Below are 25,686 nucleotides of genomic sequence, written 5' to 3'. Positions count from 1 at the left end.
GATCGTGGTTTTGCGTTCAGGACCGCTCTGCGCCGCATTCTCTGCACTTGCAAACTGAGGATTAAGTGAAGTGCAAGATTGCCTTGTTACAAGGACCGAAGGCTTGAGTAAGTGGTTTGAAAAAGGCGGTTTGAATGAAGTTGGGCCCGATCCTTGCGTTGTTTGCACTGTTGTTGGTGACGGCGACTGGGGTATCTTTCTTGGGGTATCGCTACCTGCTCTTGGCGAGCGAATATCGCGAGCGGAACCTGATCCATCTGAGCACGGTACATGACGCTTTGGCGCTGGCAACGAAACAACGGGTGCCGGGGCCTGTGGACGTTCTGGCGCTCATGGAAAAGATCGACCATGCGGGAAATCAGGCGCGCTGGTGTCTGGACACGCTGTCGGCAGTGGATCGGATGGCGTTTCGGCAAATGGGCGCTGGCCGCGCACTGGAGATTTGCGCGCAGGACATTACCAAGTCCGAACGGGCAGTTGAGCAGGCAACGATGTTGCTGCTGCCGGAACCACAACATGCGATACTGACGCAAAGCGCCATTGCCACCGCCAAAGACTTGGTGTCCAGCCTAGAGACGATGCGGCGCGACAGCCTGCATTTCCAACCCTATGTGGATGTGGTCGAGGAAAAGATCGCCCGTATTGTTAAGTTTGGCACCGGTATTGTCAGCGTCGCCCTGGCGGTCGTGTTTTCTTTTCTGTCACGGCAGTTGCTGCGCGCATGGCGGCTGCAGGCGCAAAAAACCCGCGAACTTGATCTGATCACGCAGCGTTTTACCAGCGCCATTGCAGCAGCGCGTGAAGGTTTTGCTATTGTGGATAGCAACAACCGGATCGTGGCCTGTAATCCGCAATACAGCAATTTGCTTGCCGGTAAGCCGGACTTTGTCAAACTGGGTGAAACACTTTTTGATCTTGGGATCCGTGTGGCAGAAGACGGGGAATATGATCTGGGCGACTTGTCTGCCGAAGAGTTTGTCCGTTCCCATATGCGCCAGATGGAGGCCGCGGGTTTTCATTTTGAACGCCAAATGGAAATGGCGGGAGACCGCCATATGATTGTACGGGGCAGGCCAACAGCGCATGGCGACAAGGTCCTGACGCGCATTGAAATCACCGATCTTGTGCGCAGCGAACGCGAGCAGCGCGAGGTGGCCGAGGCCCTGCAAAACGCCAAGGATCGTATGGAGTATCTGTCTCTCACCGATCCTTTGACCGGGCTTGGCAATCGCCGGTGTCTGGATCGGGCATTGTACGAACGGCTGGAACAGGCGGATGTGACCCTCGTTCGCATCGACTTGGACCGTTTCAAACAGGTGAACGATATTCTGGGCCATGAAGCCGGCGATCATGTCCTGCAACATGTGGCGTCCATTCTCAAGGAACACTGCGGCCCGGATGACCTTCCTGCGCGGGTTGGCGGTGATGAATTTGTAATTCTCTGTGCGTCCGGAACCACACTCGAAGTTGCCGAAAGAATGGCCCAATCGCTTCTTAGCGAAGTTTTGAAGCCGGTCATTTTTGGCAATAAACGCTGCTATTATGGGGCCAGTTTTGGCATTGCCGCGGGCAATCAGGGAGCCGATCCGTCCGAACTGCTGAGCAATGCGGATGCCGCCTTGTACAAAGCCAAGGAATCCGGCCGTGGCACGGTTGAAGTCTTCAGCACTGAAATGCGCCTGGCCAAGATCCGGGATCGGGCGCTTGCCGACCGGTTGGGGCATGCGCTTCAAAATGGCGAGATTATTCCTTTTTTCCAGACGCAACATTTCGCCGACGGTTGGGAGGTCGCAGGTGTCGAAGTGCTGGCGCGCTGGGATCATCCCAATGAAGGTATTCTTTCCCCTCATGTGTTTCTGCCAATTGCACAGCAACTGGGCATGGAAGCAGAGCTGGACCGGGTGATTTTTGAATCCGCTGTGACAGCTGTGGAACAGCTGCGGGCGCAGGGTTTGACCGTGCCGCGTGTGGCTTTCAATGTCAGCGCGCCGCGCCTCCTTGCGCCTGACTTTCTAGCCACGGTGGCAGACGCTATTCCGCAGGGAAGGGACGGCTATGTCTTTGAAATTCTGGAGTCCATTTCCTGCGAAGACGCAGGCGATGCGCTGATCTTTGTTATTGATGCGCTGCGGGATCTCGGTTTCCAAATCGATGTGGATGATTTCGGATCGGGGCATGCCTCTATCAATGGGGTGCTCGAGATTGAGCCTGATGCCCTAAAAATTGATCGCAATATCGTCATGCCCCTTGGCGACAGCGAACGGGCCGAACGGATGGTGGCCTCTGTGCTTGATATGGCGCGTTCGTTGGATGTGGATGTGATTGCCGAAGGTGTGGACCGGGCCCGCAAAGCGGAGCTTTTGCGGGACATGGGCTGCGATATTCTGCAGGGGTTTTTCTTCTCCCGCCCAATGAGTGTCGCAGATCTGGACGTTTTCCTGCGCCGTGGATTTCAGGAGTTTCTCGATTTCCATCATGGCGATCCATCAGCGGATGAGGCGTCGGCCTAGGTCAACTGAGCTGACAGGAGTTCGGCTGGCATTGGGAGGGTGTCATGCGCAAAGACGCCCGCCCATAATTGGCCGATGTGCGGGCAGTACCTGACCACCAGCGTCACATCCGGGTGCACTGGCAGGATCTGCATCAATGGCATCGCAGAGGCGCGAAACGCAGGGGCTCGTTCGGCGCTGTTGCTGGGGGCAACGCACAGGGACTGAAGGGTTTTTTCAAGCATCACATGGAAACGCGTCGCGCCCACAACACTGAGATCCGAACCCGTGGCGGCCATGCACGCCGAAGCCAGCGCGCGATCGAATACGGAAGACGGTGTTTGCGGACCGCCGGGGATATGTAGCAACGCGCTGCGCAGATGAGCGGCACAGCATCTGGCCGCGGTCTCGGGCAGGCGGCAGGGGGTAACGTCAAGATGCGGCAACGGGCCGGTGGTGTCCCCCGCCGGGGCGAGTTTTGGAAACAGCTGGCTGAGCCTGTGCAGGGCGCGGGCAAACTGCATTGCACAAGAGGCCGCGTCCCCCGCTGCGACCGGTTGGCCCGCGATCTCTACCGAAAGCAGTTTTCGATGTGCAATGAGGAAACAGGCCACTACACGGTCGCCGTGAAAGAGGCGCACGCGCCGGGGCAGAACAATGTCGTCAATCAGCGCAAGCAGCTGTTCCGTTACCAGCAATGACGCCGGTGCGTCATCGCCAAACAGCAGCCGCTGGCGTTTGTCCTGCCAGGAGGAAGGCGCGACTATGGGCGAGATCTGATGCGCGGTCTGGGCCATCAAACATAGCCTTCGAGCGTCTGCATCGCAGCCTCTGCAGCAACCCGCAGGGCCACCACGTCGGTCTCTGCCAGCGCACAACACAGCAGCGCGTTTTCTGGTGCGGCTGCGGTTTTGGTGATGGTCATAACCTCTCCGGTTTGGCTCCACGTCATAATGCTAAAGGCTGCAGGTCGTGGCCCGGCGCTTGCGGGCAGCGCGGCTTGCGCGCTTTCCAACAAGGACGAGGCAACCAGCCCCTCGCGTGTAATGCGGTCCAGTTTTTCCTGCGGGGCAAAAGGCTCGGCCTCATGACGCAGGGCAAGCTGACTTTGAAGATCGCAATAGGCCACCAGCACACAGTCGGGCACCTGCATCCGCACCGAAGACAGGGCGGCTTGCAGCGCGTCAGAAAAGGAAAGAGGCGAAGGGGTCGGCATGGGCGGGTAACTGGCTTTCGCAAGATGGGTTTAAGACCGCAGTGAGGTGACACATTCACGGTGTGCGCGCGGCTCTGGGCGGTCTGGGCGGGGGGTGCCTTTGGGGTGCGGGCGGACCCGACGGGGCAAAATCCGCGCGGAAGTTGCGGCCCGTGTCAGGGCCATGTCTGCGGCGGTGTCCTCGGCCGTCTGTGGCGCAGCAATGGGGGCTTGTTCTGGTTCTGGCGCAACGGCAGGCAGAAGATGGCTGTCCCAATGCAGCAGGATGTTGACCAGATGCTCTACAAAGCGATCTGCCCCGCTGTTTTGCCAGGCCTCCAGATCCTCGCCCGCATCCAGCGCCAGAGGCAGCGACAAAGGGAAGATCCCCGCAAATTCACCGGCGGTTTCCTGATCCAGACGGTGCAGAACACGGGCCTGATCCCGTTCCGTCAGCAGCTTGTCGAAATGGGTCAGAACCAGGGTTGCGGGCGCTTTGAGTTGCGAGCGCAACATCGACCAGAAGGCGGCTTCGCTCTGGCGCCAGGCTTGCTGCGCTGGGGTGCACCACAGCAGGCTGTCGACTTCGGGCAGGATTTTCTCCCAAACGTCGCCGGGCATGTTCGGATCAGAGATCCCCGGCATGTCGATCAGGTCGCTCAGCTCCAGCGTTTCAGCGGGCAGCTGCACGCGAATAAGCTGCGCGTCCTTGACCGAGACATTCCGCAGTTCTGCCAGGGGCAGCTCTTGGGTCTGGCCCTGATGGTCGACCAGTTCGACGAATTCCTCGCCATGGGAAATCCACACAGGCGGCAGGCGCGTTGCGGTGACCTGAACGGGTAGGGGTCGCCCCCCAAGAAGCAAATTGGTCAGGCTGCTTTTGCCGGCGCTGAATTCTCCCATCAGGGCAATGCGCGGTTTGCGGGGGCTGGTGAAGGCATCGGGCATGGCGGTCTCCGGGTTTGAGTGAGAGGGCGTTTGTCAGAAAATTAAGGAGCGGGGGCTTCCGGCGCCTGCGCATGGCGCAACAGAACTTGAAGTGCGGCGTGGCGAACAGGGGTGTCCCCGTTGTCATCAGCAAGCATGGCGCGGGGATCGGCATCGGTGGCCTCTTGTATCTGCGCGGCGATCTGGCACAGCGTGTGCAGGCTTTCGGCAAGGCGGGCGCGCATGTCCCGGCGCAGGGTTTCGGTTTGCACTGTTTTGAGCTGGTGCATGAAATCTTCGGTTTCGCCTTCGATCAGGCGGCGGAATGTTTTGGCAAAGGCCTGATAGCCACGCATGCGCCGCCACCAGCCGGTCCACCAGCTGTCGTTGAAGTCCAGCGCAATCGCCTGCGCCAGGGCCACGGGCGCGCCGGGCGCAGGCGGTTCGGGAACGGCCAGCCGGATGCCCGCCACGGCCTCGCCAAAGTGATCAAACAGCAGTCCCGCCGCATCGGTGACCGCCGCCTCATAGCGTTTGCGGGCGACGTTTTGGACCCGTGTCCCCATCACCGAATAGGCGCCGCGCAACAGGATCCGCAGCCCGGCCGGATCATAGCTCCAGACGCGGCCTTCACCCTGATCTTCCAGATGGGCAATCAGCGCGTGGGTCGCGCGTTCCACAAAGGTCGCATGGGCCCGGTCTGCCCGTTCGGCAAAGGCGGTGAGAACGGTATCGACCTCAGCATCGAGGGCATGCAGATGCCGTGCAGCCAGCGCCTCGAGATTGGGGAGCAGATCTGCAAGCGGTGCGGTTGCGCCGTGCGAACCGGTGCCAGCAATCGCAACGCCCTGTGCGGCCTCTTGAGCCGAGGCCAGGGTGATTGCGCTTTCGGCGATCTGTTGCAGCATTGGCTGCGCCTCGCGGGTGGCGATCCGGTCAGACAGGGCCTCAAACAGGGCGGGCAGGCCGGACAGCTCCCAGATCATTTCCTGTGCGGAACTGACCGCTGTCAGGCGTTCGGGTGCGTCCGGCGCCCGGGCGCTGTGTTCCGCCCAGTTCAGCAACGCCGATGAAGACGCGGGCACCATTGCCTCGGTTTCGCCGGTCAGAACACGCGCCGCCCAATAGGCGCTGCCAAACAGGATTTGCGGCAGCACGGGATCGCCGCTCTGACCATCGCGCAGGGCGGTTCTGAGCGTGGCGCGCAGGCTGGCTTCGATCTCTGGAATTTGGGCAGCGGGGTCTGCCAGTTCGTCAATGCGGTTCACAAAGATCACCGCCTGTTCGGCCTGCAGGGTCGACAGCATGCGGATCAGCCCAAGGTCAACGGAAGACAGCGCCTGTGCCGCCGACAGCACCACCACACACAGCGAACTGTCGCGCAGGGCTTGAATGGTGATCTGTTCGCGCATCATGAAGGTGTCATTCACGCCCGGCGTGTCGCGCAGGCACAGACCACAGGGCAGGCTGTCCGAGCCAAGGTACAAGTCAGCGCTGCGGGTGATATCGGCGAACCGGCCCTGCGCGTCTGTGGCCTCTGGATCACGATCATCGATCCCAAAGTCATCGCCCAGGCAGATGTAGCGTTCGATCAGGTTTTTGTCGAAGTAACCGTAGTCGTGGCTCTGGCCCATCAGCAGTTCAAATTTGCGCCCCAGACGGGTTTCTGCGCGATGGCGCATTTCGGTGATCTGTGTCTGGATCTTCTGCAGTTCGCTTTCGGCCCCCGCGCGGCCGGCCATTTCACCAATACGCCCGCCTTTGTGCAACAGGCGGTCCCATTCCTCGGCGGTCATGAAGCGGAACGAGGCCGAGGTTTGCATTGCAGTGGCATGGCCTTTGGGCCGCAGATGCAGGGAGGTCACAACCGAGGTCCAGGGCGTCACATCCGACGGCAACAGATCGGCCCAACCGGCCATGGCATTCACCAGCGTTGTCTTGCCGGATTTGACCTGCCCCAACAGGGTCACAGAGGGTTCAAACGCCGCCAATTGGGCCCGCAGGGCGGCAAGCTTTTTGTCGATCGGGCCGGGCTGTGCCGCGCTGCTCTTGGACTGCAATGCCGCGATGGCGTCATCAAGCTCTGCGATCTGTTTGGCCACATCTTCGAGCGGGGCAAGCCCCGCCGACAGGTTGCTGGGGCGGTCTGCGGCCCGCAGGGATGTGGCGTGCCCTGAAGGGGGATGCCCTGTGGGAGAACCGGCGGGAGAACCGGTGGTTACCTGCGTGGCGGGCGTGGAGGACGTCTGAGCAGAAAGGGGATCGGCGAACATCTGTAATTTCCTTTGGTGCGGCGGGCAATCCGCAGTTGGGTCCGTCTCAGGCGGGAGTGAGCTCTCGTTTCAATTGCAACAGCAGGGTAATTGCGTCGGTGGCAGCCTCGGCGTCCTGTTCGATCTGGCAGAGCATCAGGACTTCTTCGCCGTCCTGCGCGGCTTCTTGGGCGGCGCGGACCTTGGGGTGGCGGTCATCCAATCCCGACAGGTCCTGTCCCAGCTGGCGCACGCAGTCCAACGCGCCCTGGAGAACCTGCTCTAGATCGCCGTCCGATTGGCCATCTTTTGGCAGGAACGCGGCGGCGCGTTCCTTGATCTTCTGCGCGGCAGCGGCCAGCAGGTCGTCTTGCGATGGGGCAGCCGCATCCGGCGTGGACTGTGTTTGGGCAGAGGCGGGTGGCACGGGCGGTGCGGCCTCTCCGGGGTCTCCAAACTGCTGCACCAGCGCCTCGGCCAGATCGAGGTCGGCGGTGCGGCCGCGATCCACATGCTGCATCAGATCATCATAGAGCCGCTTGCCACCGCTTTTGTGCCACAGCTCGCGGTCCAGTCCCGATGTGTCGCGGGTGCGACCCTGTTGCGCATTTAATCCCTGAATGGCGGCAAGCGGGTAGAGGCCCAGAAACTCTTCTGCGGCTAGAGGGGACAAGGCCTCCATCAAAGGGGGGAGGGTGCCGCGCATGATCAGCTGATCTGCCATGCTCAGAACCAGAAACGCGTGGTCCTTGGCGGTGTCGGGCACAGCGGCCCAAAGCGCTTGTTCCTCGGGGGCAAACGCGCGGCTGCACCACAGCAGAATATCGCCATATTGCACCGCCTGATCGAGGATATCCGATTGTTCCTTGGCAGAGCCGGACAGGGTGATTTCGGCAATGTTCAATCCGCGCAGCCGCGGGTCTGGCAGCTCTTGTCGCTGGCGCAGCGGTGCGCTGTGCGAAAAATCACTCCCCATTCGGGGGACGATCTGCGCCAGCAGCCCGTCCTGACAAAGGGTCTGCGCGGGGTCATTGGCGGCAAGATGCAGTTCCGCGCGCTCAACCGGGCCAAAACAGACTTCGGTCAGGCCAGCGGCAGGGCTGCTGCCGATCACCGTGCGCCCAAGCAGCATATCAATCACAGCGGACTTGCCGCTGCCCGGCAGGCCGATCACCACCAGCTGCACAGGTTTGCGCAGCCGGTGCAGCAGGCCGCGCCCCCATTGGGCATAGTGCTGCGGCACATGGTCAAGCGCGAGCGTGGTCTCCAGCCGCTCCACGATCGGCAAGGGCGGAACAGCCGCCGATGTGGCCTCTGGCCCGGTTAAGGCGGGTCTCATCTGGGGATGTCCTCCATGGCGTGGGTGCAGCGGATGCCTGTGCCTTTGCGCCCAGACGCCAGAAAGGTGATCTTGCGACGGGCAGGGCGGCGGTTGACAGTCTGTGGCTGTGCGGTGTCTGGCTGGGCGGTGGGCAGCACCTTGATCACGCAAAGGGCAGTATTGTCCTGCTCGGCGGTGGCGGTGGCTGACAGCGCCTGCAGGAGGTCGGTGCAGAGGCTGCGCGCGTCGCGGTCAGGGGCCTTGCGCAGCAGGTTACTGAGGTGCTGGTGTCCAAGGCCATGCAGCCCGTCCGTTGCCGCAACCACCACATCGCCGGGCATCAGTGCAAAAGGCGCCAGCCGGGCGTCCACCTCGGGCACTGGCGCGCCGCTGAGAACCGAGGTCAGGCATTGGCGATCCGGATGCGCAAGGGCCGCAGGCGGGGCCAGCTCTCCCCGGGCAACCTGCCGATCCAGATGCGCCGCCAGCGAATGTTCCGTGTTCAGCCGGTGAAGCCGGTTCTGGCGCATCAGAAACAAGGGCGAATCCCCAACCGACAGCCAGTACAGTCGCGCGGAAATGACAACCGGCACCAATAGCGTTGTGCCCAGATCGCCCTGGTCGGGTTCGGCGTCTGCATACTCCGCAATGGCGGCATTGGCGTTGTGCAATGTGCTTTGGAACACCTGCCGCAGTTTCTGTTCCAGATCGGACGGGTCAGCAGACCAATGGGTCAGCTCTGCGAAAACCTCGCTGACGGCCAGTCTTGACGCCACATCGCCCGCCGCATGCCCGCCCATGCCATCTGCAAGTACCGCAAAGCCAAGCGGCCCATCGGTGGGGAAATGGGTGGCAATGCAGTCCTCCTGACGCGCGCGCTGCCCCTGACACAGGGCCATGGCGCTGTCCAAAGTGATCTTAGCGCGACAGGGCATGCGAGAAGCCGTCTCCCTGTGTTTGAAAGGCGGTCGCCTGGGCGTCTGACTGTGCAGGGCTGTCATCGCCCCAGTCAAAGCTTTCACCGCAAAGGGCAACAAAGCGCAGACGTGTTTCGCCAAGGCGGATCTCATCGCCATTGCGCAGGGTTTCAGTGCTGAGCACCGGTTTGCCATTCAGCCGCACAAGGTTCGCCTTGCCGCCATGCCCGAGATAGAACCCACGGGTTTCCGGGTCATAGGCAAGCGAAGCATGGTTTTCGCGCGAAATGCTGGTGTCGCCAAAATCAAGCTGCAGGCTTTGGCCCGCGCCGCGTCCAATGGTGCTGACCCCATTGCCAAGCGCAAAGGTCGCACCGCGCCCGGGGCCATCGACGACGGCAATCCAGCCCACGGGGCAGCGGGTCATTTCCGCAGCGGGCGCCTCGGCCGAGGTTGCGAGCGGGTCTTGTTGGTGACCAAAGCCCAACAGTCGTGTCTTGACGCGGCCTGCACGGGCCGGGCGCGTCGCCGCCGCGTTGGATGGCTGTGCCGGGGCTTCGGCGGAGGATGGCGCGGCAGGGCTGGTAAAGTCCGCGGAACGTCCGGGCATAGGGGGGGGCACATCAATCGGGTGGGGTGCTGCGTCTGCGACGGGTGCTGCTGCCGTGGCGTCGCTGAGTTTGCGGCGACGGAAAATCCGCTTCGCTGGCTCTGCCATCTCAAGCGGGGATGGCGCAGGCGTTTGCCGCAGCTCCGCGCCAAGGGACGCAAAGGGATCTGGCCCCAGGTCAGGCTTCGGCGCGGCGGCAATGTCGGGACCCTCGCCCGCCATATCCGCCGGTTCGGGCGCGTGTTCGGGGGCTGGGACAGACGTCTCCGGGGGGGGCACAAGTTCGGCGCTCTGTGCCGCTACGCTGTCTTGCACCATCTGATCCAGGGTTGCGATGTCAGAACTTTCCAACACAGCCTCAGTGGGGGCGGATGGCTCAGCGGGGGCGGATGGGGCGCGCTCTGCCTGACCAAATTCGATCGTATCTGGTGTTCCAATCGCATCTGCGCTGATCGCATCCAGGTTGTTCAGCGCCTGCGCGGTCTTATCACTGAGTGACGTTGCATTCTGCACCCGGTCGGCGGGGTCCAGACGCAGGAAGGACAGGGCCCCCGTATCGATATCCTGCACCGAATCCTGCACCGAATCCTGCACCGGATCCGGTAGCGGCGTTGCTGGGGCTGAGCGGTCTTCTGGGATCGGTTGCGGTGCGGCCTCAGGGCTCAGGCGGTCCCGCTGTTCGCCAATGATGTCTTTGATGAATTTCATGAGATGTCCTTTTGTGAGAGAGCCGTGAGGGGGGAACTTATTCGGAACGCGCTTTCAGACGGTCCAGACGGTGCGTGAAGCTGGGCGTGCTAGGGGGCCGCGGAGGGGGCGGCGCAGGCGGGCGTGGTGTGTGTTCCTGTGACAGAAGCCAGGTTTCCAGATCGTCGATTGGGTTCCCAAACAGATCCACCATTGGGCCCCGGCGCGTTTTGGGTTTTGGCTGCGGCGGCACCGGGCGCAGCGCGCGTGGCAGATGCGGGGTCAGCCCACTGTTGGTTTCCGCCACAAGCTGCGCGATCCGACTGTGCAGGTTCTGGGGCTGGGACAAGGCCCCGTGCGACGGCTGCGCCGCCGATGCGAGGTCAGAGGCACCGGGAAGCGCCAGCAACCAGTCCGACGCCGCAGGAAACCGGTCGTCCGGATCCATCGACAACGCCGTGTCGATCAGGGCGAGAAACCCATCCGCTTGCGGCCACCCGCTGCCGACCAGAGACTGGCGCGGGTCGGGTTGGCCTTTTGCGGTTGCGGCGGCCCGCTGATCGGCGGGCACGGGCGTTGTCCCGGTAATCAGCAGCTCCAGCGTGGCTCCCAGCGCATAAAGATCGCTTGCCGCAGTGCCCGGTGACTGCGGGTCATACAGCTCTGGCGCGGAGAACCCATCCTTGACGGTCGCCGGATCCTGATCCCGAGGCGCGTCCAGAAGGCGGGCCGCTCCAAAGTCGATCAGGGTCAGGTGGCCGGTTGCTCTGCCCTTGGTCTCTGGGCGGTGCCAAAGCAGATTGTCCGGTGATATGTCGTTATGGAGGATGGACAGGCCATGCAGGCAGTCCAGCGCACAAAGGGCTTGGCGGGTGATCTCCAGCAGCTCTTGGTTGCCAAGGCACATATCGGCAGCCGCGCGGACTGTGTGCAGGTCGTGGCCCGGCGCATGGTCCATTGCGATATAGGCGGTTTCGTTTTCGCGGAAGACCTGATGGACCCGCACAATATTGCTGTGGTTGGGGCGCGCCAAAAGCTGCGCCTCGCGCAGGAAGCTGCGCAACAAATTGCGAAACAGACGTTCGCTGCCTTCACGTGGGCTACAGCGTCCAGAGGCGTCGCGGGTGCAGAGGCCTTCGGGCAGGCATTCCTTGATCACAACCCGCCGGTCCAGACTGTCCCGTGCCACATAGGTCCGGCCAAATCCGCCTGCGCTCAGGCCGGTTTCGATCTGGTATTGCCCCTGCAGCAGCCGATGCCCGTCAGGAAGCCCTGGGCATTCTGTTTCTGCAATCATGTCTTTGGGCAACAGCATTCAGGACACCCTTGGCGTTGATGAGGGCCCACGCCGAGGGAGACGCGAGCAGATCAAAGCTGTTGGTGATCTGTGGCTGAAAGGTGGCGATTTGCGGGCAACTGCGGCGGGCTTGCCCTGATTTCGCCACACTGGGGAAAATCGCGTTAAAAATAAGGTGCTAAAGCGGCGGGACTTCTTAACGATAAGTTAGGTAAAATTGCGAAACTTTGGGGACTTGCGGGGGGTTCTGGACGCTAAAATTGCCATACCTCTTATTTGCGTCCACGTGACGCGCCAGTTATTGATCAGCGCTGCGTGGTTTCAGTGGCAAAGCGCGTGAGAAGCTGTTCGTAAAACCGCAGCTCCAGCGCTGTGAGATCCGGTCCAACAGGGTCCTCTGCGCGGCCTGAGGACCGTCTTTGATCCAGCGCCTGTGCCAGGGATGTCAGGCTCTGCTCGGTCCGGATGGGACGCCCGGGGCGAGAGATCGCCTTGGGCTGCGGCTGGGACATCGCGGGACGCGGGGCTGGTATTGGGCCAAAGGCCGGGGCCGGCGTGATCACAATCGGCACCGAGAGATCGGCCCGCAGGTAAAAGAAGTCCAGAAAGATGTGCCAGATTTTGCTGAAAACCAGCGCCATCAGCTGACCCAATGGCATAAGCCGTGGCGTGGAAAACTGGGGCAAGACACGCTGTGAATAAGAAGAAGTCTGCGGCTTTGCGGCGGCGATCTGACCCCGTGTTGGCGAGGGTCTTACCAGAACTTCGTCCTTCATCACGTCCCCCCTTTGCACATTCATCCCCGAAGGGTGCATTCTGCGTGAAGAGCAGCCTATCCTGAGTTGAATTTTGCGCAAGAGCTTGCCCGGGGTCGAATGGTTAATAAAGAGTAAAGAAACACAGCCACACATCCCACAAACCTGTATGCATGCGTTGAAACGCTGCGGACCCACACCCACACACTGCTTGGCACAGCTTGACGCATCTCTGAAAAGGGCCCCGATGATAGAGATTGAACGTAAATTTCTGGTGCAGAAGCTCCCGCCCCTCAGCGGGGCCGTCTCTGCTGTTGTGCGTCAGGGCTATGTCACCCGGCCAGAGGACAGCGTATCGTTGCGTCTGCGCCAGAAGGGGGACACATATTTTTTAACGGTGAAAGACGGCGAAGGGATGGTTCGGGCCGAACGAGAAACCGAAATTTCAAAGGCCCAGTTCACGCTTTTCTGGCCCTTGTCCGAAGGCAGACGGCTGGAAAAGACCCGCTGGACGGGCCTGCTCCCGACCGGTGAAGTCTTTGAGTTGGATCTGTTCCAAGGGCCTCTTGCGGGGCTGTGCTTGGTCGAAGTGGAATTTGACAGCCCGGAGGCTGCCGCGGCTTTTCAACCACCTGAATGGTTTGGCCGCGATGTGACCGAAGACCCGGCTTTTGGAAACCGGGCACTGGCTGCGGCGGGTTTGCCAAAGGGCATCATGCCCCAAGGCAGATGATCAGCGTTCGAGCAGATAGATATCCATGATCCAGCCGTGATCGGCGCGGGCCTTTGCCCGGGTCTGGATGATCTGATCTGCGACCTCGCCCAGCGGTCCCGCAATATTGATCTCGTTCTCCATGCCCGCATAGGCGGACCAATGGATGGTGATCGGGTGATCCGCTGCCGCAAGCGTCTGGAACGAACATTCGCCGTCCAGCATAATGACCAAACGGTCCGCGCAAGCGGGCCAGCCATGGTCACGCAGCTGTCGCCCGGTGGTGATGACCACCGCCGCGCCAACATCATTCAACGGCACCCCATGCGCTGCCGTCAGCGCTTGGATCGAGGTAATGCCCGGAATAACGCGCAGGGTGGTTTCGGTCTGCGTTTCCAGCCGCCGGGCAATCCGCATTGTGCTGTCATAAAGCGATGGATCCCCCCAGACGAGGAACCCGACCTTGACGGTCTCTGTGGCCGGGCGATGGGCGGCGATGGTCTGTTGCCAGACTTCGGCAATGGCGTCGTGCCAGGCGTCCACGCGCTCCAGATAGTTCGCAATGGCGGGATCGCGGACCGGCAGGTCAAATTCCGCAATTTTGGGATGCGTAGCCCCCGCCAGCACATCGTCACAAATGGCACGGCGCAGACCCGCAAGGTCGTCTTTGCCCGCGCCCTTGTTGGGAATCAGGATCAGGTCCTGAGCACGCAGGGCCGCTTCAGCCTGACGGGTCAGGTGCTGCGGGTTGCCGGTGCCTATGCCAATCAACGTCAGTTCAATCATCGGTCTGCATGTTCCTCAAGAGAGACGTCAGAATCCGCGAGCGGCCCATAAAGGATCAGCACAGGCGCAGTGGTTTCCATCGCCCTTAGCACTGCCGGAAGATCACCGACGGTGTGACAGAACAGTTCCTGATCAGGCGTGGACACGCCTGTGGCAACCAGCGCGTGGGTGTCGGCGGGCAGGCCCGCCTCCAGCAGCTTTTCGGCGAGGGTCGCGAAGGTGCGCTTGCCCATATAGACCACGGTGGTTGCCTCGCCATCGGCGAGAGCTGCCATATTCAGGTCTTCGGGCAGGGCGCCTGTGACACCGTGGCCTGTGATAAACTGCAGACGGCGCGCGGTCATGCGACGGGTCAGCGGAATGCCTGCGGCTGCGGCTGCGGCTGAGGCTGCGGTGACACCGGGAATGATCTCGTAAGCAATACCCGCCGCGCGCAGGGCGGTCAGCTCTTCTTCCAGACGGCCAAAAACCCCCGCATCGCCGGATTTCAGGCGCACCACATGCTGGCCTGCTTCGGCGTATTCCACCAAGAGCTTGCTCACGTGATCCTGACTGGGCGAGGGGCGGCCTGCGCGTTTGCCAACGCCGACCAGATCGGCGTCCGGGTTGGCGTGGCTCAGGATTGGCCCCGAAGACAGGTCATCAAACAAAATGGCCTCAGCCGCGCCAAGGCGCTTTACGGCCTTCACGGTCAGCAGGTCCGGATCGCCGGGACCAGAGGAGACAAAGCTGACAAAGCCCTTGCCCGCTTCAGCCTTGGGGGCGCTCATTTCGCTTCTCCGGTGATCAGGTGGAAGAAGGTGCCCGTCACATGGCCTTTGATCGATCCGGTTTCGGGCACCGGGTTGCCATCGGCGTCCATGACCTGCGCCAAGGGCGCGTCGGGTTCATCCAGGATGGTCGAATAATGGAACTCGTGCCCGCGCAGGGCGGTGCCTGCGGCAAACCCGGGCATATCCGCCTCAAGGACTGCGCGGCGATAGCCCAAGTGGAACTTCCGCTTCTCGTAAGAGGTCACAAGCCCCAGCAGCCCCGCCATCTGGTGGCGGTTGCCCTGTTTGTCAATCAGCGCCTCACCCAGCGCCATATACCCACCGCATTCGCCGTGCACCGGTTTGGTGGCGGCGTGTTTCTGCATGCCCGCGCGCCAGTTGTCCGCAGCAGCCAGCGTGCCGCCGTGCAATTCAGGGTAGCCACCGGGCAGCCAGACCAGATCGGCATCGGCGGCGGGCGCCTCATCCGCCAGCGGCGAAAACGGCAGGATCTCTGCCCCAGCGGCGCGCCAGCCTTCCAGCAGGTGCGGATAGGTAAAGGAAAACGCCGCATCCCGTGCCAGCGCAATGCGCTGCGCCGGAGGGGTGGGCAAAGCCTGTGGGGCGGGGGCCGCACCGCTGAGGGCTGCGGCTTTGATCGCGTCCAGATCCACATGTTCGCGCAGGAAGCTGGCATAGCCCGCAATCGCGGCCTCAAGATCGGGATGCTCTACCGCTTGGATCAGGCCCAGATGCCGTTCAGGCAGCGCAAGGTCGCCGCGACGGGGCAGGGAGCCCAGTACCTTGACGCCCGCGCGCTCCATCCCCAGCCGGGTCAGGCGTTCGTGTCGGGGACTTGCAACACGGTTCAAGATCACCCCGGCAAACGGCAGGTCGGGGTCATAGGCCTTGAACCCCAGCGCCGTGGCCGCTGCCGATTGCGCCTGACCGCCCACATCAATCACCAGCACAACGGGCCAGCCCATCCGCTTGGCGGTCTCTGCCGAAGAGCCAAAGCCCGACTGACCGCGCGTTGCAACCCCGTCAAACAGGCCCATAGAGCCTTCGCCGATGCAGATCTCTGCCCCTGCGGCCTGTGCGGTCACCGCATCCAGCAGCCCGCTGTCCATTGCCCAAGTGTCTAGGTTGAAAGACGCACGCCCTGCGGCTGCCAGATGGAAGGCCGGGTCAATATAGTCGGGGCCGCTTTTGAACGGCTGCACCGCCAGCCCGTCTTCGCGCAGGGCGCGCAACAGGCCCAGCATCACAGTGGTTTTGCCGGTGCCAGACGCCGGGGCCGAGATCATCAGCCCCTTGGGGGTGGTTGCCATATCAGTCATTGGCCTGTCGCTCTTCCTCGGGGGTCCATTCCGACCAGGGGCTGTCGGCGCTTTGCGGACGGTAGCGGCGGTCATATTCTGCGGCGTAAAGGCAGCTTTCGTCGAACCCTTCCTGCCCCAGCGCGTGGCCGACAAGGATCAGCGCGGTGCGGCCGCGCGCGCCCTCGGTGGCGTCAATGATGGTGCCCAGTGTCGCCTTGAGGATTTTTTGATCCGGCCAGCTGGCACGCCAGACAATTGCGACAGGGCAGTCCGTGCCATAGGCCGGCGTCAGGCGGGCCACCACATCATCCAGCACATGGACCGACAGGTGGATCGCCAGCGTGGCACCGGTGCGGGCAAAGTTTTCTAATGTCTCGCCGTCAGGCATCGAGGAGGCGCGCCCAGAGGTCCGCGTCAGCACCAGCGATTGTGCCACGCCCGGCAGGGTCAGCTCGGCCCCCAGCGCGGCCGCGCCAGCGGCAAAAGCAGGCACGCCCGGCGTCACGTCATAGGGAATGTCCAGCGCGCGCAGGCGGCGCAGCTGTTCGCCCATGGCCGACCAGACCGACAGATCGCCGGAATGCAGCCGCGCCACATCCTGGCCTGCGTCATGGGCGGCTTTGATCTCGGCGATGATCTCATCCAGCGACAAGGGCGCCGTGTTGATGATCTTGGCCCCGTCTGGACAGTGCTGAAGCAGGGCTTCGGGCACCAGAGAGCCTGCATAAAGGCACACGGGGCAGGCGGCGATCAGGTCGCGCCCACGCAGGGTAATCAGGTCTGCGGCACCGGGGCCTGCACCAATGAAATGGACGGTCATGTCTGTGTCTCCGCCGGGGTCGTCGCGGCGAGGGCCAGTGTCGCATGGCCGCTGCTGCTGATTAATCTTGGGCCCAAAAGCTGTGCTTGGGCAGGGGGTTCTGTGCTCAGCCGGGCGGCCACAAGGGCCAATGCTTCGGCGACGGAGCCGGTTCCAAACCGGGCAAAGACACGCTCGGAATGGGTCAGCACCTGTTCGCCGACAATCTCCGTTTCGTCAAGCGCGATCACTTTGATCGGACAGAGTGACGCAAAGGCTGTAAACCCTTGGACCGTCTGTTTGGACCGCAGGATCGCGATCTGTTCTGGCCGCTGCGGGGCCTGCGCCAACAGCTCTGCCAGCTCATCCGCCGTGACGGCGCTGTTCAGTCCCAAACCGGCGCAGATCACAGGGTCACGCTCCACTGTATCACAGGCCGCGCGCGCGCCCAGCCGCGCAGCGTGCCCAAGGGCGCAGCTTCGGCGATCTCGACTTTCATCAGATGGCCGCCGATCTCGGCATGGGTCTGCATCAGCAGGGTCTCGGTTTCCAGCGTAACCCCATTGGCGACAAGGCGCGTCCCCGTCGGGAGGGATGCGCGTAGATGCTCCAGCAGATCGCGCCGTCCACCGCCGCCGATAAAGACGACATCCGGCAGCGGCTGTCCCGCCAAGACGTCGGGCGCGCGGCCCAGAACCGGGGTCATCCGATGGCTCAAACCAAAACGGCGGGCGTTCTCTGCGATGTTCTCCAGACGCTCTGCGCGGGGTTCAAACGTGACCGCGCGCGCGCCGGGGGCGGCCAGGCACCACTCCGCAGAGATCGAACCAGACCCACCGCCAATATCCCAGAGCAATTCGCCCGGACGCGGCGCCAGCGCCGAAAGGGTCAGGGCGCGGATCGGACGCTTGGTGATCTGCCCGTCATTGGCGAAATGCGAATCCGCCAACCCCGAGGCACGCGGCAGCCCGGGATTTGTGGCCTCGATGGCCGCAAGGACCGGTGCGCCCCCGCCCGGCTGGGCGGTCAGGTCGGACGCGGCCCCAACGGTCACCTCTTGCGCAGGGCCCCCAAGGCGGGTCATCACATGCACGCGGGCCGCAGCGTGGCCGTTTGCCGCCAGCCACTCTGCCAGGTCTGCCACGGCCTTGCCATCGCGCAGGGTGCAGATCACTCGGACACCGGTGCTCAACACGGGGGCCAGGCGCTCAAAGGGGGCCGCATGAAGGCCGAAACACAACGTCTCTTCCAATTTCCAGCCAAGGTGATTGGCGGCAAGGGCAAAGCAGGAAGGTGCCGGGTGTGAACACCAGTCTCCCGGCGCAAGATCGCGCATCAGGCTGCCACCCGCGCCAAACCAGAACGGATCACCCGAGGCCAGAACCACCACCTTGCGCCCCCGCGCCGCGAGCACGGGGTCAGTGGAAAAGGGAACCGGCCAGGGCTGTCCTTTGGGCCCGGCGCAGGCCAGCTCCAGATGGCGCGGACCGCCAAAGATGATTTCGGCGTCCGTCAGGGCGGATCGGCTTGCATCCGACAGCCCGCTCAGGCCATCTTCGCCCAATCCGACGATGGTCACCCACGGTTCAGACATGCAAAACATCCTTCTTCTTGGCGGCACCACCGAGGCCTCGCAACTGGCGCGGCGGCTCGCCGCGCACCCCATGGCCGGGCGTCGGGCCGTGTTCTCTTACGCCGGCCGGACCGCGCGCCCGGTGGCGCAGCCGCTGCCGCAGCGGCAGGGCGGGTTTGGCGGTGTTGCGGGCCTTGTGGATTACATGCGCCGCGAAGCTGTGACCCATGTGATTGATGCCACCCATCCCTTTGCCGCGCAGATGAGCCGCAATGCAGTTGCGGCCTGTGCAGAGGTGGGCGTCTCTCTGTGTGCGCTGCAACGTCCCGCATGGCAGGCGGAGGCGGGCGATGACTGGACCCATGTGCCCTCTCTCGAGGCGGCGGCGGCCGCTTTGCCCTTGGCGTCGGCGCGGGTGTTTCTGGCCATTGGCAAACAGAATCTCGACCTCTTTGCCACTGCCCCGCAGCATCATTATCTCTTGCGGCTTGTGGACGAACCCGAGGCCGCCTTGCCCTTGCCCAACACCGCGATTGTGGTGGCGCGCGGACCGTTTGAGGCCACTGGGGACGAGGCGCTGATGCGCCAGCATTCCATCACCCATATCGTCTCCAAAAATGCCGGCGGTATCGGGGCCGAGGCCAAGCTGATTGCCGCCCGCAGGCTGGGCCTGCCGGTTATAATGGTCGATCGGCCCACCGTGCCCGACCGAACGGTCTTGGGCACGGTAGATGCGGTCATGGGCTGGCTGGGCCATCCTGCTTAACCCGGCTGATGGCCGGGGGCAAAACGCGGCGTGTAGACATAATTCCCCACCCGGCGGGTGTCGCGGTTGCCGACAATCACCACGGTCCGCATATCCGCCATTTCAGGCGTCGCGTCGCGCAGCGGCACGGTTAGGATTTCTTGCCCCGGTTTGGTCACGTCGCGGGCGAATGTGATCAGCGTGTCGCCACCGCAAGCATCGCGCAGCACCTCAAGGGCGCGGGCAAACTGATGTGGGCGGGATTTGGAGCGCGGGTTGTAAAACGCCATCGCCAGACCGGCTTCGCCGACCAGTTGCAGGCGGCGCTCGATCAGTTCCCAAGGTTTCAGATTGTCACTCAGGTTGATCGCGGCAAAGTCATGGCCCAGCGGCGCGCCAATCGCCGCCGCCGCCGCGAGCATCGCGGTAATGCCGGGCAGCACGCGGATGTCCAGATCCAGCCAGCTGCTCGGGCCCGCCTCCAGCGCTTCAAACACCGCCGAAGCCATGGCAAACACGCCCGGATCACCGGAGGAGACCACCACCACCTGCTTGCCCTCCGCTGCCATCTGCAGCGCGTGGGTGGCGCGGTCAACCTCGACCCGGTTGTCAGAGGCATGCAGCGTCAGCCCGTCGCGCGGCGCCACCCGTTTTACATATGGGATATAGCCCACCACATCGGTGGCCTGCGTCAGCGCGGTGCGAACCTCTTCGGTCACCAGCGCCTCATGGCCGGGGCCAAGGCCCGCGATCAAAACAGAACCTTTGGTCATTGGCTTGCTCATGGGCGGCGTCCTTGTCCGTGCACCAGCACGATCGAGAAATAGGGAACCTCGCCCTCAACATCGGCAAGTTTCTGAACGGTCTGTTTGGGCATGGTGCCGCGTTCGACCAGCCAAGCCGCGTCAAACTTGCCAGCGGCCTCCAGCGCGCGGCGCAGCTTTGGCAGGTTGCGGCCGATCTTCATCACCACCAGCGCGTCGGTGTCGGCAATACGACGGGTCAGCTCGTCCTCGGGCAGAGTGGCCATGGCGACGGTCAGCACATCATCGCCCCAGGTGATCGGCTGGCCGGTGGCGGTCCAGCAGCCGGACATGCCGGTGATGCCGGGGATGACCTCGACCTCTGCGCGGCCCTGCAGCCGGGTGTAAAGATGCATGAAGGAGCCATAAAGAAACGGATCCCCCTCGCAGGGAACGACCACATCCTCGGACTGGGCAATCTCGGCCAGCGTATCAGCCCATTGGTCATAAAACGCAGACAGAATGCGGTTGTATTCGGGGTCGCTAAAATGGATCTCGGTGGTCACCGGATATTCCATTGCGTGTTCAATCACGCCTTCGGGCAAAAGGTCATCGACAATCGCGCGGGCCTGACCTTTGCGGCCCGCCTTGCGGAAATAGGCAATGTGTTTTGCGCCCTGAAGCGCGCGCCAGGATTTGACGCTCATCAGCTCTGGGTCGCCCGGACCAAGCCCTGCGCAGATTACCTTGCCCATGATCATTCCTTCCAAGAGGCCAGCGCATTGACCGCCGCAACGGTAATGGCAGAGCCGCCCAGACGCCCTTTGACGATCATCGATGGCACGGGCAGGTCTTCCATCAGCGCCTCTTTTGATTCCATCGCGCCGACAAATCCGACAGGGCAGCCGATGATTGCAGCCGGGCGCGGGCAGGCAGGGTCTTTGAGCATGTTCAGCAGGTGAAACAGGGCGGTGGGCGCGTTGCCGATCGCAACGACCGCGCCGTCCAGTTTCGGGCGCCACAGTTCCAGCGCAGCAGCCGAACGGGTGTTGGACATTTCCTTCGCCATTGCGGGCACCTTCGGGTCACGCAGGGTGCAGATGACCTCGTTTTGGGCAGGCAGGCGCGGGCGGGTGATGCCCTCGGACACCATATAGGCGTCGCAGAGGATCGGTGCCCCCTGGGCCAGCGCCGCGCGGGCCGTTTCGGCCATGCCGTCAGAGAAACGCACATGCTCTTCCAACCCCACCATGCCTGCGGCGTGGATCATGCGTACAACGACGCTTTCCTCATCCTTGTTGAAGCGGGCCAGATTGGCCTCCGCACGGATGGTGGCAAAGCTCTCGGCGTAGATCTTGGCGCCGTCGGTTTCATAGGTGTGGAGCATTAGGGCTGCCCTTTGTCAAAGTGCTCGGGCGTCAGACAAATATCATCTGCGCTGAGAGAGGTTTCTAGCGGGGGATCGCTGGCTTTGCCAAGCCGGATCAGGTCGAAATCGCCGGTCGCGCAGGCAACAAGCGTAAGGTCAGTGGCCGTTGGGTGGGCGCAGCCTTTGGCACAGCCCGCAACATGCAGGGTCTTGCCCGGGGGCACCTGTGCTGCCAGCCGGCGCGCAAGCGGCCGGGTCTGCGCATGCGCCTGCAGGCACCCGGGCATTCCGGTGCAAGCGCGCACCCGCAGGCGCGGATCTGCGGCATCAAGGATCAGACCGGGCAGGGCCGGAAGCAGGGCTTGGCTTTCCAAAAGGAGCATCCGCCAAGGGGTCAGCCGCAGCGCGCCCAGATCGGCAAGGGCGGCCAACGTCTGGGCCGGGATCTGGCCGAATTCCAGCGCGACCAATTGGCCGCTGGCAGTTTGTCCGGGGGCAGGCTGTGACGCGCTGATCGCCCTGTTGGCGGAATGTGATGCCGGTGCGCCGCGGCGCGCAATGAGCCGGTGCATCCGGCCGCGTCCCTCCGGCGCGCCGCCATGGGCTAGAAACCACCGCGCCAAGGAAAGCGCCTCTGCCACGACGGAGTCTTCGCTCACCACAAGGCCCATGTCCGCGCCATCGGCGAGGAGCAGCAGCCCTGGGCCGTCCTGCACTGGGTTCCGCTCTATTCGAATATCGGCGGCCGCATCGGACAGAACCGGGGCTGCGCCGCAGTCGACAGTGAACCCAAATTTGCCCGGCAAGGTCAGGTCGCTGGCGGCGGTCAGCGCGTCCGACAGCTGTTGCGCGATCCGGTGGCTCAGGTCGCCTTCGGTCCAAAACGGGGTTAGCAGGACATTGCGGCGCGCCTCTGCGCCCGCGTCTGTGTCCACCAGCCCAAGCGCTTGCAGCGCCGCGATCAGCGCGGCGTGATCATCCTCGCGCACCCCACGCATCTGCAGGTTTCCGCGGGCAGACAGGTCCAAAACCCCATTTCCCAGACGTGTCGACAGGGCGGCGACGCCGCGCGCCTGATCCGGGCTCAGCCGTCCAAGCGGGGCGCGAATGCGCACCACCAGCCCGTCGCCGGACATCATCGGGCGCAGGGCACCGGGGCACCAGCCATAGACCTTTGGCGCCTCGCTCATGCGGCGCCCTCCAACTGGGCCAGGATCGAATTGCGCCGGGTAATCCAGAGGCCCGCGTCCTGCAGTGCCTTGAACCGGGCCCGCATGGCGTCCAGCGCCTGCGGGTTCTCGGCCTGAAGAAACTCCACCAGATCCGTGCGCCCCAGCGTGGCATCGAAATAGAGGTCGAACAGATGCGCCGGCACCACCTGTGCCAGATGGGCAAAAGCCGCCATGTGATCCAGTGTCGCGGCGATCTCTGCGCCGCCGCGAAAGCCGTGACGCATCATCGATGTGACCCAGTCCGGGTTCGCCGCACGGGCGCGGGTCACACGGGCAATTTCCTCGCCCAAGGCGCGGGCCTTTGGCTGGTCGTGTTTGGTGGCGTCCATATGGTAAAGCGCAGGCGCCTTGTTCCCGAGCCGCGCCATGGCGGCGGCAAAACCGGCCTCATGGGCGGCGTAATCCGAGGCCACCAGCACATCGGTTTCCGCCAGATCCTGTAGGTGGATAAAGCTGTCTGCGGTCTCGAGCCGGGTCTCAAGGGCGGCGCGGGCTTCGGTAATGTCGCCCTTGGCGTCAATGGCATGGGAGGAGGCCGTGAGCCAGGCTTCGCCCGCCGCCGCGCGGGCCTCGGCGGTGTAGTCGTCGAGATGCGCGCCCATCGACAGCCCGTATTGGCCGGGCTTGGGGCCAAAGACACGCGGGGTCTGGGCAAGGTAGGGGTTGTCAGCGCTGGTCTCGTCACGGTTCGCCAGCGCGCTGGCGGCGGCTTCGAACATCTGGGCAAGGCCGGGAAACACATCACGAAACAGGCCCGACACACGCAGGGTCACATCGATGCGGGGACGGCCCAGCAGCGCAAGTGGAATGATTTCAAAGCCCGATACCCGTTCGGAGCCCTCGTCCCATTTCGGTGCAAGCCCTGCCAGATGCAGCGCCATGGCGAATTCCTCGCCCGCGGTGCGCATGGTGGCCGACCCCCAGAGATCCACCACCAGCCCCTTCGGCCAATCTCCGTGGTCCTGCAAATGGCGGCGCAAGAGCTCTTCCGCCAGCTTGACCCCCTGCGCCTGCGCCGCCCGCGAGGGCACCGCGCGCGGGTCGGTGGTAAAGAGGTTGCGCCCCGTCGGCATCACATCCGAGCGCCCGCGATAGGGCGACCCAGAGGGGCCGGGCGTCAGCATTCGGCCCTCAAGCACGCGCAACAGCCCCTGCATTTCTTCTGCGCCGCAGTCGCCCGCGCCAAAGATGTGCAGGCCTTCACCGTATTGGCTTTCCTTAATGTCGCAGACAAAGGCATCAATGCGGGTGATCGCCTCAGCCGCCGAGGCGTCAGTGGGAATGTCCAGATCGGCCTCAACCCCGGTGCCCTGCGCCTCGGCGCGGATGTCATCAATCAGCCGGTCGCGGCGCGCGGGGTCCAGACCGTCGGCGGTGGAATATTCGTCGAGCAGGCTTTCCAGCCGCGCCATGCCGTCGGGCATTTTGGTTTGCGCCAGTGGTGGCGGCATATGTCCAATGGTGACAGCGCCAATGCGGCGTTTGGCCTGCGCGGCCTCGCCCGGATCATTAACAATGAACGGATAAGCCACGGGGAGCGCGCCAATCAGCGCCTCGGGCCAGCAGGCACCTGACAGGGCCACGGCCTTGCCCGGCAACCATTCCAGCGTGCCATGGGCGCCCACATGCACCAGCGCATCTATTTGTGCCCGCAGCCAAAGATAGAACGCCACATAGCCGTGGCGCGGGGTGCGGTCGAGATCGTGGTAATCATCGACGCGGGTCTTCACCTCGCCGCGTTCGGGCTGTAGCGCGACCAGCGCATGGCCTGCACGCAGGGCGCGAAACTGGAAAGCGCCGTCGCGGATATCCGCGTCCTCTTCGGGCGCGCCCCATGCGGTGGTCAGGTCATCTCGCAATGTGGCAGGCAGCGACGCAAGCGCGGCCTTGTAGTCAGAAACTGGCCAGCTCAGGGTTTCCTCGCCCAGTCTTTGCGCTAGGTCGACCGTGGGGTGGACCGCATAGCCCGCGCCGTTGAGCGCACCCAGGATCTCCTCGCTTGTGGCCAGCGCGTCCAACCCCACCGCATGCGCAATATTGTAGTCGCGCCCCGGATAGGTCGACAGCACCAGCGCAAGGCGTTTTTTGGAATTCTTCATCTGTGTCAGCCGCAGCCAGCCTTCGATCCGGTCCAGAACGCTTGTAATGCGGTCGGCATCGGCACGGTGGACAAAGCGCGCGTATTCCAGATCCGGGTCGCGTTTGGTCGGGGATTTGAAGCTGACAACACCGGCAAAGATGCGGCCGTCCACCTCGGGCAGGACCACATGCATGGCGAGATCCGCAGGCGACAATCCGCGGTCCGCCAGATCCCAGTCCTTGCGCCGTGCCGTAGAGAGCGCCACCTGAAACACCGGGCAGCCGGTGGTCGACAATGGCGAGGCAGATCCATCGGCCCCCTGTGCAGAAAAAGCGGTGGCGTTGATGATCGCTGCCGGTTGCAAACGCGGCAGATCCGCGCGCAGCCAGTCTCCGGCGGCAGGCGATTTGAGGCTGCCAGCAAAGGCCCCAAAGGCCGCATAGCCGCGCGTGCGCAACTCCCGGATCAGCGCATCAATCGGAGCGGTGTCAGCCGAGGTCAGGTAAGAGCGATAAAAGCTCACCAGAACCAAAGGCTTGTCCTGTTCGGGCAGCGTGGTCAGAACGCCAGCATCCGGGTCATAGAACCCTTGTTGCGGCACGGATTTGACGCCGATGACGGGCCCCGCATAAAGGCCCGCCGCCAGCGCGAATTGCGCCAGCGCGGCTTGGGCCGCCACAGCGCCGCCCGCATCACACAGCGCCTGAAGGCGGCGCAGGGTGGATATTGGCAGGGTCGACAGTTCGTCCAGACGCGGATCTTCGCGCCCGTCCGCAGGCAGCACGGCCAGCGCAATGCCCTTGCGTCGGGCCAGATCCTGCAGCGTCGCCAGCCCATAAGACCAATAGCTTTCGCCGCCGATCAGACGCACCAGAATGCCCTTGGCCCCGTCGAGGGTCTGTTCGACATAGGTGTCGACCGACAGCGGGTGCTTCAGCGCAACCAGGTTTGCCAGCCGAGTGGTTGGCAGCTTGCCCTCTGCGCGATGCCAGCCTGCCGCAAAAGCGCCGAGGTCACTGTCAGAGAACGACAGCACCACCAGATCGGCGGGCGTTTGCCCGACGTCAAAAGGGGTGTCCGTTTCACCGAGCCCGTGGCTTTCGCGGAAGACGACATGCATGAG

The 25,686-nt window shown here is 63.3% G+C and carries 24 protein-coding genes; 4 read left to right on the top strand and 20 right to left on the bottom strand.

Annotated features, from left to right (window positions below; genetic code table 11):
* Window positions 1–134: 134 nt before the first annotated feature.
* Window positions 135–2,510 (top strand): putative bifunctional diguanylate cyclase/phosphodiesterase, encoded by a 2,376-nt coding sequence (locus tag TRM7557_RS01825; RefSeq protein WP_058288502.1) that lies wholly within the window; start codon window positions 135–137, stop codon window positions 2,508–2,510.
* On the opposite strand, the gene TRM7557_RS01820 is transcribed toward TRM7557_RS01825, so the two are convergent.
* From TRM7557_RS01820 to TRM7557_RS01785, 8 genes are read right to left on the bottom strand one after another with little or no spacing between them, the layout of a single operon-like run.
* Entirely contained in the window at window positions 2,507–3,286 is a 780-nt protein-coding gene (locus TRM7557_RS01820; protein ID WP_058288501.1) for a hypothetical protein, read from the bottom strand. The two genes, TRM7557_RS01825 and TRM7557_RS01820, sit on opposite strands and share 4 nt — an antisense overlap.
* Window positions 3,286–3,705 (bottom strand): hypothetical protein, encoded by a 420-nt coding sequence (locus TRM7557_RS01815; RefSeq protein ID WP_058288500.1) that lies wholly within the window; start codon window positions 3,703–3,705, stop codon window positions 3,286–3,288. Before TRM7557_RS01815 ends, TRM7557_RS01820 begins: the two co-directional genes overlap by 1 nt.
* Window positions 3,706–3,735: 30 nt before the next feature.
* Window positions 3,736–4,632: a dynamin family protein gene (locus tag TRM7557_RS01810; RefSeq protein WP_058288499.1), complete on the bottom strand. Its 897-nt coding sequence runs from the start codon at window positions 4,630–4,632 to the stop codon at window positions 3,736–3,738.
* Between the two features lie 41 nt (window positions 4,633–4,673).
* Window positions 4,674–6,884 (bottom strand): dynamin family protein, encoded by a 2,211-nt coding sequence (locus tag TRM7557_RS01805; RefSeq protein WP_058288498.1) that lies wholly within the window; start codon window positions 6,882–6,884, stop codon window positions 4,674–4,676.
* 46 nt (window positions 6,885–6,930) lie between these two features.
* Window positions 6,931–8,202 (bottom strand): P-loop NTPase family protein, encoded by a 1,272-nt coding sequence (locus TRM7557_RS01800; RefSeq protein WP_058288497.1) that lies wholly within the window; start codon window positions 8,200–8,202, stop codon window positions 6,931–6,933.
* Window positions 8,199–9,119 (bottom strand): PP2C family protein-serine/threonine phosphatase, encoded by a 921-nt coding sequence (locus TRM7557_RS01795; protein ID WP_058288496.1) that lies wholly within the window; start codon window positions 9,117–9,119, stop codon window positions 8,199–8,201. The genes TRM7557_RS01800 and TRM7557_RS01795 overlap by 4 nt, the downstream gene beginning before the upstream one ends.
* A complete protein-coding gene (locus TRM7557_RS19485) occupies window positions 9,103–10,419 on the bottom strand; it encodes an FHA domain-containing protein (protein WP_235811375.1) in 1,317 nt (438 codons plus the stop codon). The genes TRM7557_RS01795 and TRM7557_RS19485 overlap by 17 nt, the downstream gene beginning before the upstream one ends.
* Before the next feature lie 37 nt (window positions 10,420–10,456).
* Window positions 10,457–11,695 carry a serine/threonine-protein kinase gene (locus tag TRM7557_RS01785; RefSeq protein ID WP_058288495.1) on the bottom strand — a complete coding sequence of 413 codons (1,239 nt, stop codon included), beginning with the start codon at window positions 11,693–11,695 and terminating at the stop codon, window positions 10,457–10,459.
* On the opposite strand from TRM7557_RS01785, the gene TRM7557_RS19940 reads away from it, so the two are divergent.
* Complete coding sequence (locus TRM7557_RS19940; protein ID WP_165592398.1) at window positions 11,694–11,834, top strand: hypothetical protein; 141 nt, start codon at window positions 11,694–11,696, stop codon at window positions 11,832–11,834. The two genes, TRM7557_RS01785 and TRM7557_RS19940, sit on opposite strands and share 2 nt — an antisense overlap.
* A 166-nt stretch (window positions 11,835–12,000) precedes the next feature.
* On the opposite strand, the gene TRM7557_RS01780 is transcribed toward TRM7557_RS19940, so the two are convergent.
* Window positions 12,001–12,471, bottom strand: coding sequence for a hypothetical protein (locus tag TRM7557_RS01780; protein ID WP_058288494.1), 471 nt, complete (start codon window positions 12,469–12,471; stop codon window positions 12,001–12,003).
* A 226-nt stretch (window positions 12,472–12,697) separates the two neighbouring features.
* On the opposite strand from TRM7557_RS01780, the gene TRM7557_RS01775 reads away from it, so the two are divergent.
* The gene (locus TRM7557_RS01775) at window positions 12,698–13,183 is read left to right on the top strand and encodes a CYTH domain-containing protein (protein ID WP_058288493.1); all 486 of its coding nucleotides are present in this window, start codon (window positions 12,698–12,700) and stop codon (window positions 13,181–13,183) included.
* On the opposite strand, the gene cobF is transcribed toward TRM7557_RS01775, so the two are convergent.
* From cobF to TRM7557_RS01745, 6 genes are read right to left on the bottom strand one after another with little or no spacing between them, the layout of a single operon-like run.
* Entirely contained in the window at window positions 13,184–13,948 is a 765-nt protein-coding gene (cobF, locus tag TRM7557_RS01770) for a precorrin-6A synthase (deacetylating) (RefSeq protein WP_058288492.1), read from the bottom strand.
* On the bottom strand, window positions 13,945–14,718 hold the full coding sequence (cobA, locus tag TRM7557_RS01765) for a uroporphyrinogen-III C-methyltransferase (protein WP_058288491.1): 774 nt from the start codon (window positions 14,716–14,718) through the stop codon (window positions 13,945–13,947). The genes cobF and cobA overlap by 4 nt, the downstream gene beginning before the upstream one ends.
* Window positions 14,715–16,031: a cobyrinate a,c-diamide synthase gene (locus tag TRM7557_RS01760; RefSeq protein WP_413081151.1), complete on the bottom strand. Its 1,317-nt coding sequence runs from the start codon at window positions 16,029–16,031 to the stop codon at window positions 14,715–14,717. Before TRM7557_RS01760 ends, cobA begins: the two co-directional genes overlap by 4 nt.
* Before the next feature lies 1 nt (window position 16,032).
* Window positions 16,033–16,842, bottom strand: a complete 810-nt coding sequence (cobM, locus tag TRM7557_RS01755; RefSeq protein WP_058288489.1) for a precorrin-4 C(11)-methyltransferase — start codon at window positions 16,840–16,842, stop codon at window positions 16,033–16,035.
* Window positions 16,839–17,246, bottom strand: a complete 408-nt coding sequence (locus TRM7557_RS01750) for a cobalamin biosynthesis protein (protein ID WP_165592397.1) — start codon at window positions 17,244–17,246, stop codon at window positions 16,839–16,841. Before TRM7557_RS01750 ends, cobM begins: the two co-directional genes overlap by 4 nt.
* On the bottom strand, window positions 17,228–18,415 hold the full coding sequence (locus tag TRM7557_RS01745) for a bifunctional cobalt-precorrin-7 (C(5))-methyltransferase/cobalt-precorrin-6B (C(15))-methyltransferase (protein WP_058288487.1): 1,188 nt from the start codon (window positions 18,413–18,415) through the stop codon (window positions 17,228–17,230). Before TRM7557_RS01745 ends, TRM7557_RS01750 begins: the two co-directional genes overlap by 19 nt.
* Between TRM7557_RS01745 and TRM7557_RS01740 the strand changes: the two genes are divergently transcribed.
* The gene (locus TRM7557_RS01740) at window positions 18,414–19,160 is read left to right on the top strand and encodes a cobalt-precorrin-6A reductase (protein WP_058288486.1); all 747 of its coding nucleotides are present in this window, start codon (window positions 18,414–18,416) and stop codon (window positions 19,158–19,160) included. The two genes, TRM7557_RS01745 and TRM7557_RS01740, sit on opposite strands and share 2 nt — an antisense overlap.
* Here the strand turns inward: TRM7557_RS01740 and cobJ are convergent.
* Genes cobJ through cobN form a run of 5 tightly spaced genes read right to left on the bottom strand, consistent with a single transcriptional unit; the run spans window position 19,157 to window position 25,683 of the window.
* Window positions 19,157–19,924 carry a precorrin-3B C(17)-methyltransferase gene (gene cobJ, locus TRM7557_RS01735; protein ID WP_235811374.1) on the bottom strand — a complete coding sequence of 256 codons (768 nt, stop codon included), beginning with the start codon at window positions 19,922–19,924 and terminating at the stop codon, window positions 19,157–19,159. The two genes, TRM7557_RS01740 and cobJ, sit on opposite strands and share 4 nt — an antisense overlap.
* On the bottom strand, window positions 19,921–20,637 hold the full coding sequence (locus TRM7557_RS01730) for a precorrin-2 C(20)-methyltransferase (protein ID WP_058288485.1): 717 nt from the start codon (window positions 20,635–20,637) through the stop codon (window positions 19,921–19,923). Before TRM7557_RS01730 ends, cobJ begins: the two co-directional genes overlap by 4 nt.
* A 2-nt stretch (window positions 20,638–20,639) precedes the next feature.
* The gene (locus TRM7557_RS01725) at window positions 20,640–21,269 is read right to left on the bottom strand and encodes a precorrin-8X methylmutase (RefSeq protein WP_058288484.1); all 630 of its coding nucleotides are present in this window, start codon (window positions 21,267–21,269) and stop codon (window positions 20,640–20,642) included.
* Window positions 21,269–22,441 (bottom strand): precorrin-3B synthase, encoded by a 1,173-nt coding sequence (cobG, locus tag TRM7557_RS01720; protein WP_058288483.1) that lies wholly within the window; start codon window positions 22,439–22,441, stop codon window positions 21,269–21,271. The genes TRM7557_RS01725 and cobG overlap by 1 nt, the downstream gene beginning before the upstream one ends.
* Window positions 22,438–25,683, bottom strand: a complete 3,246-nt coding sequence (gene cobN / locus TRM7557_RS01715; protein WP_058288482.1) for a cobaltochelatase subunit CobN — start codon at window positions 25,681–25,683, stop codon at window positions 22,438–22,440. The genes cobG and cobN overlap by 4 nt, the downstream gene beginning before the upstream one ends.
* Window positions 25,684–25,686 lie beyond the last annotated feature (3 nt).

Source organism: Tritonibacter multivorans (genome assembly GCF_001458415.1).
Lineage (GTDB): Bacteria > Pseudomonadota > Alphaproteobacteria > Rhodobacterales > Rhodobacteraceae > Epibacterium > Epibacterium multivorans.
Note: the sequence above shows the minus strand (reverse complement) of the source record. Positions and strands in the feature narration are given on the sequence as shown.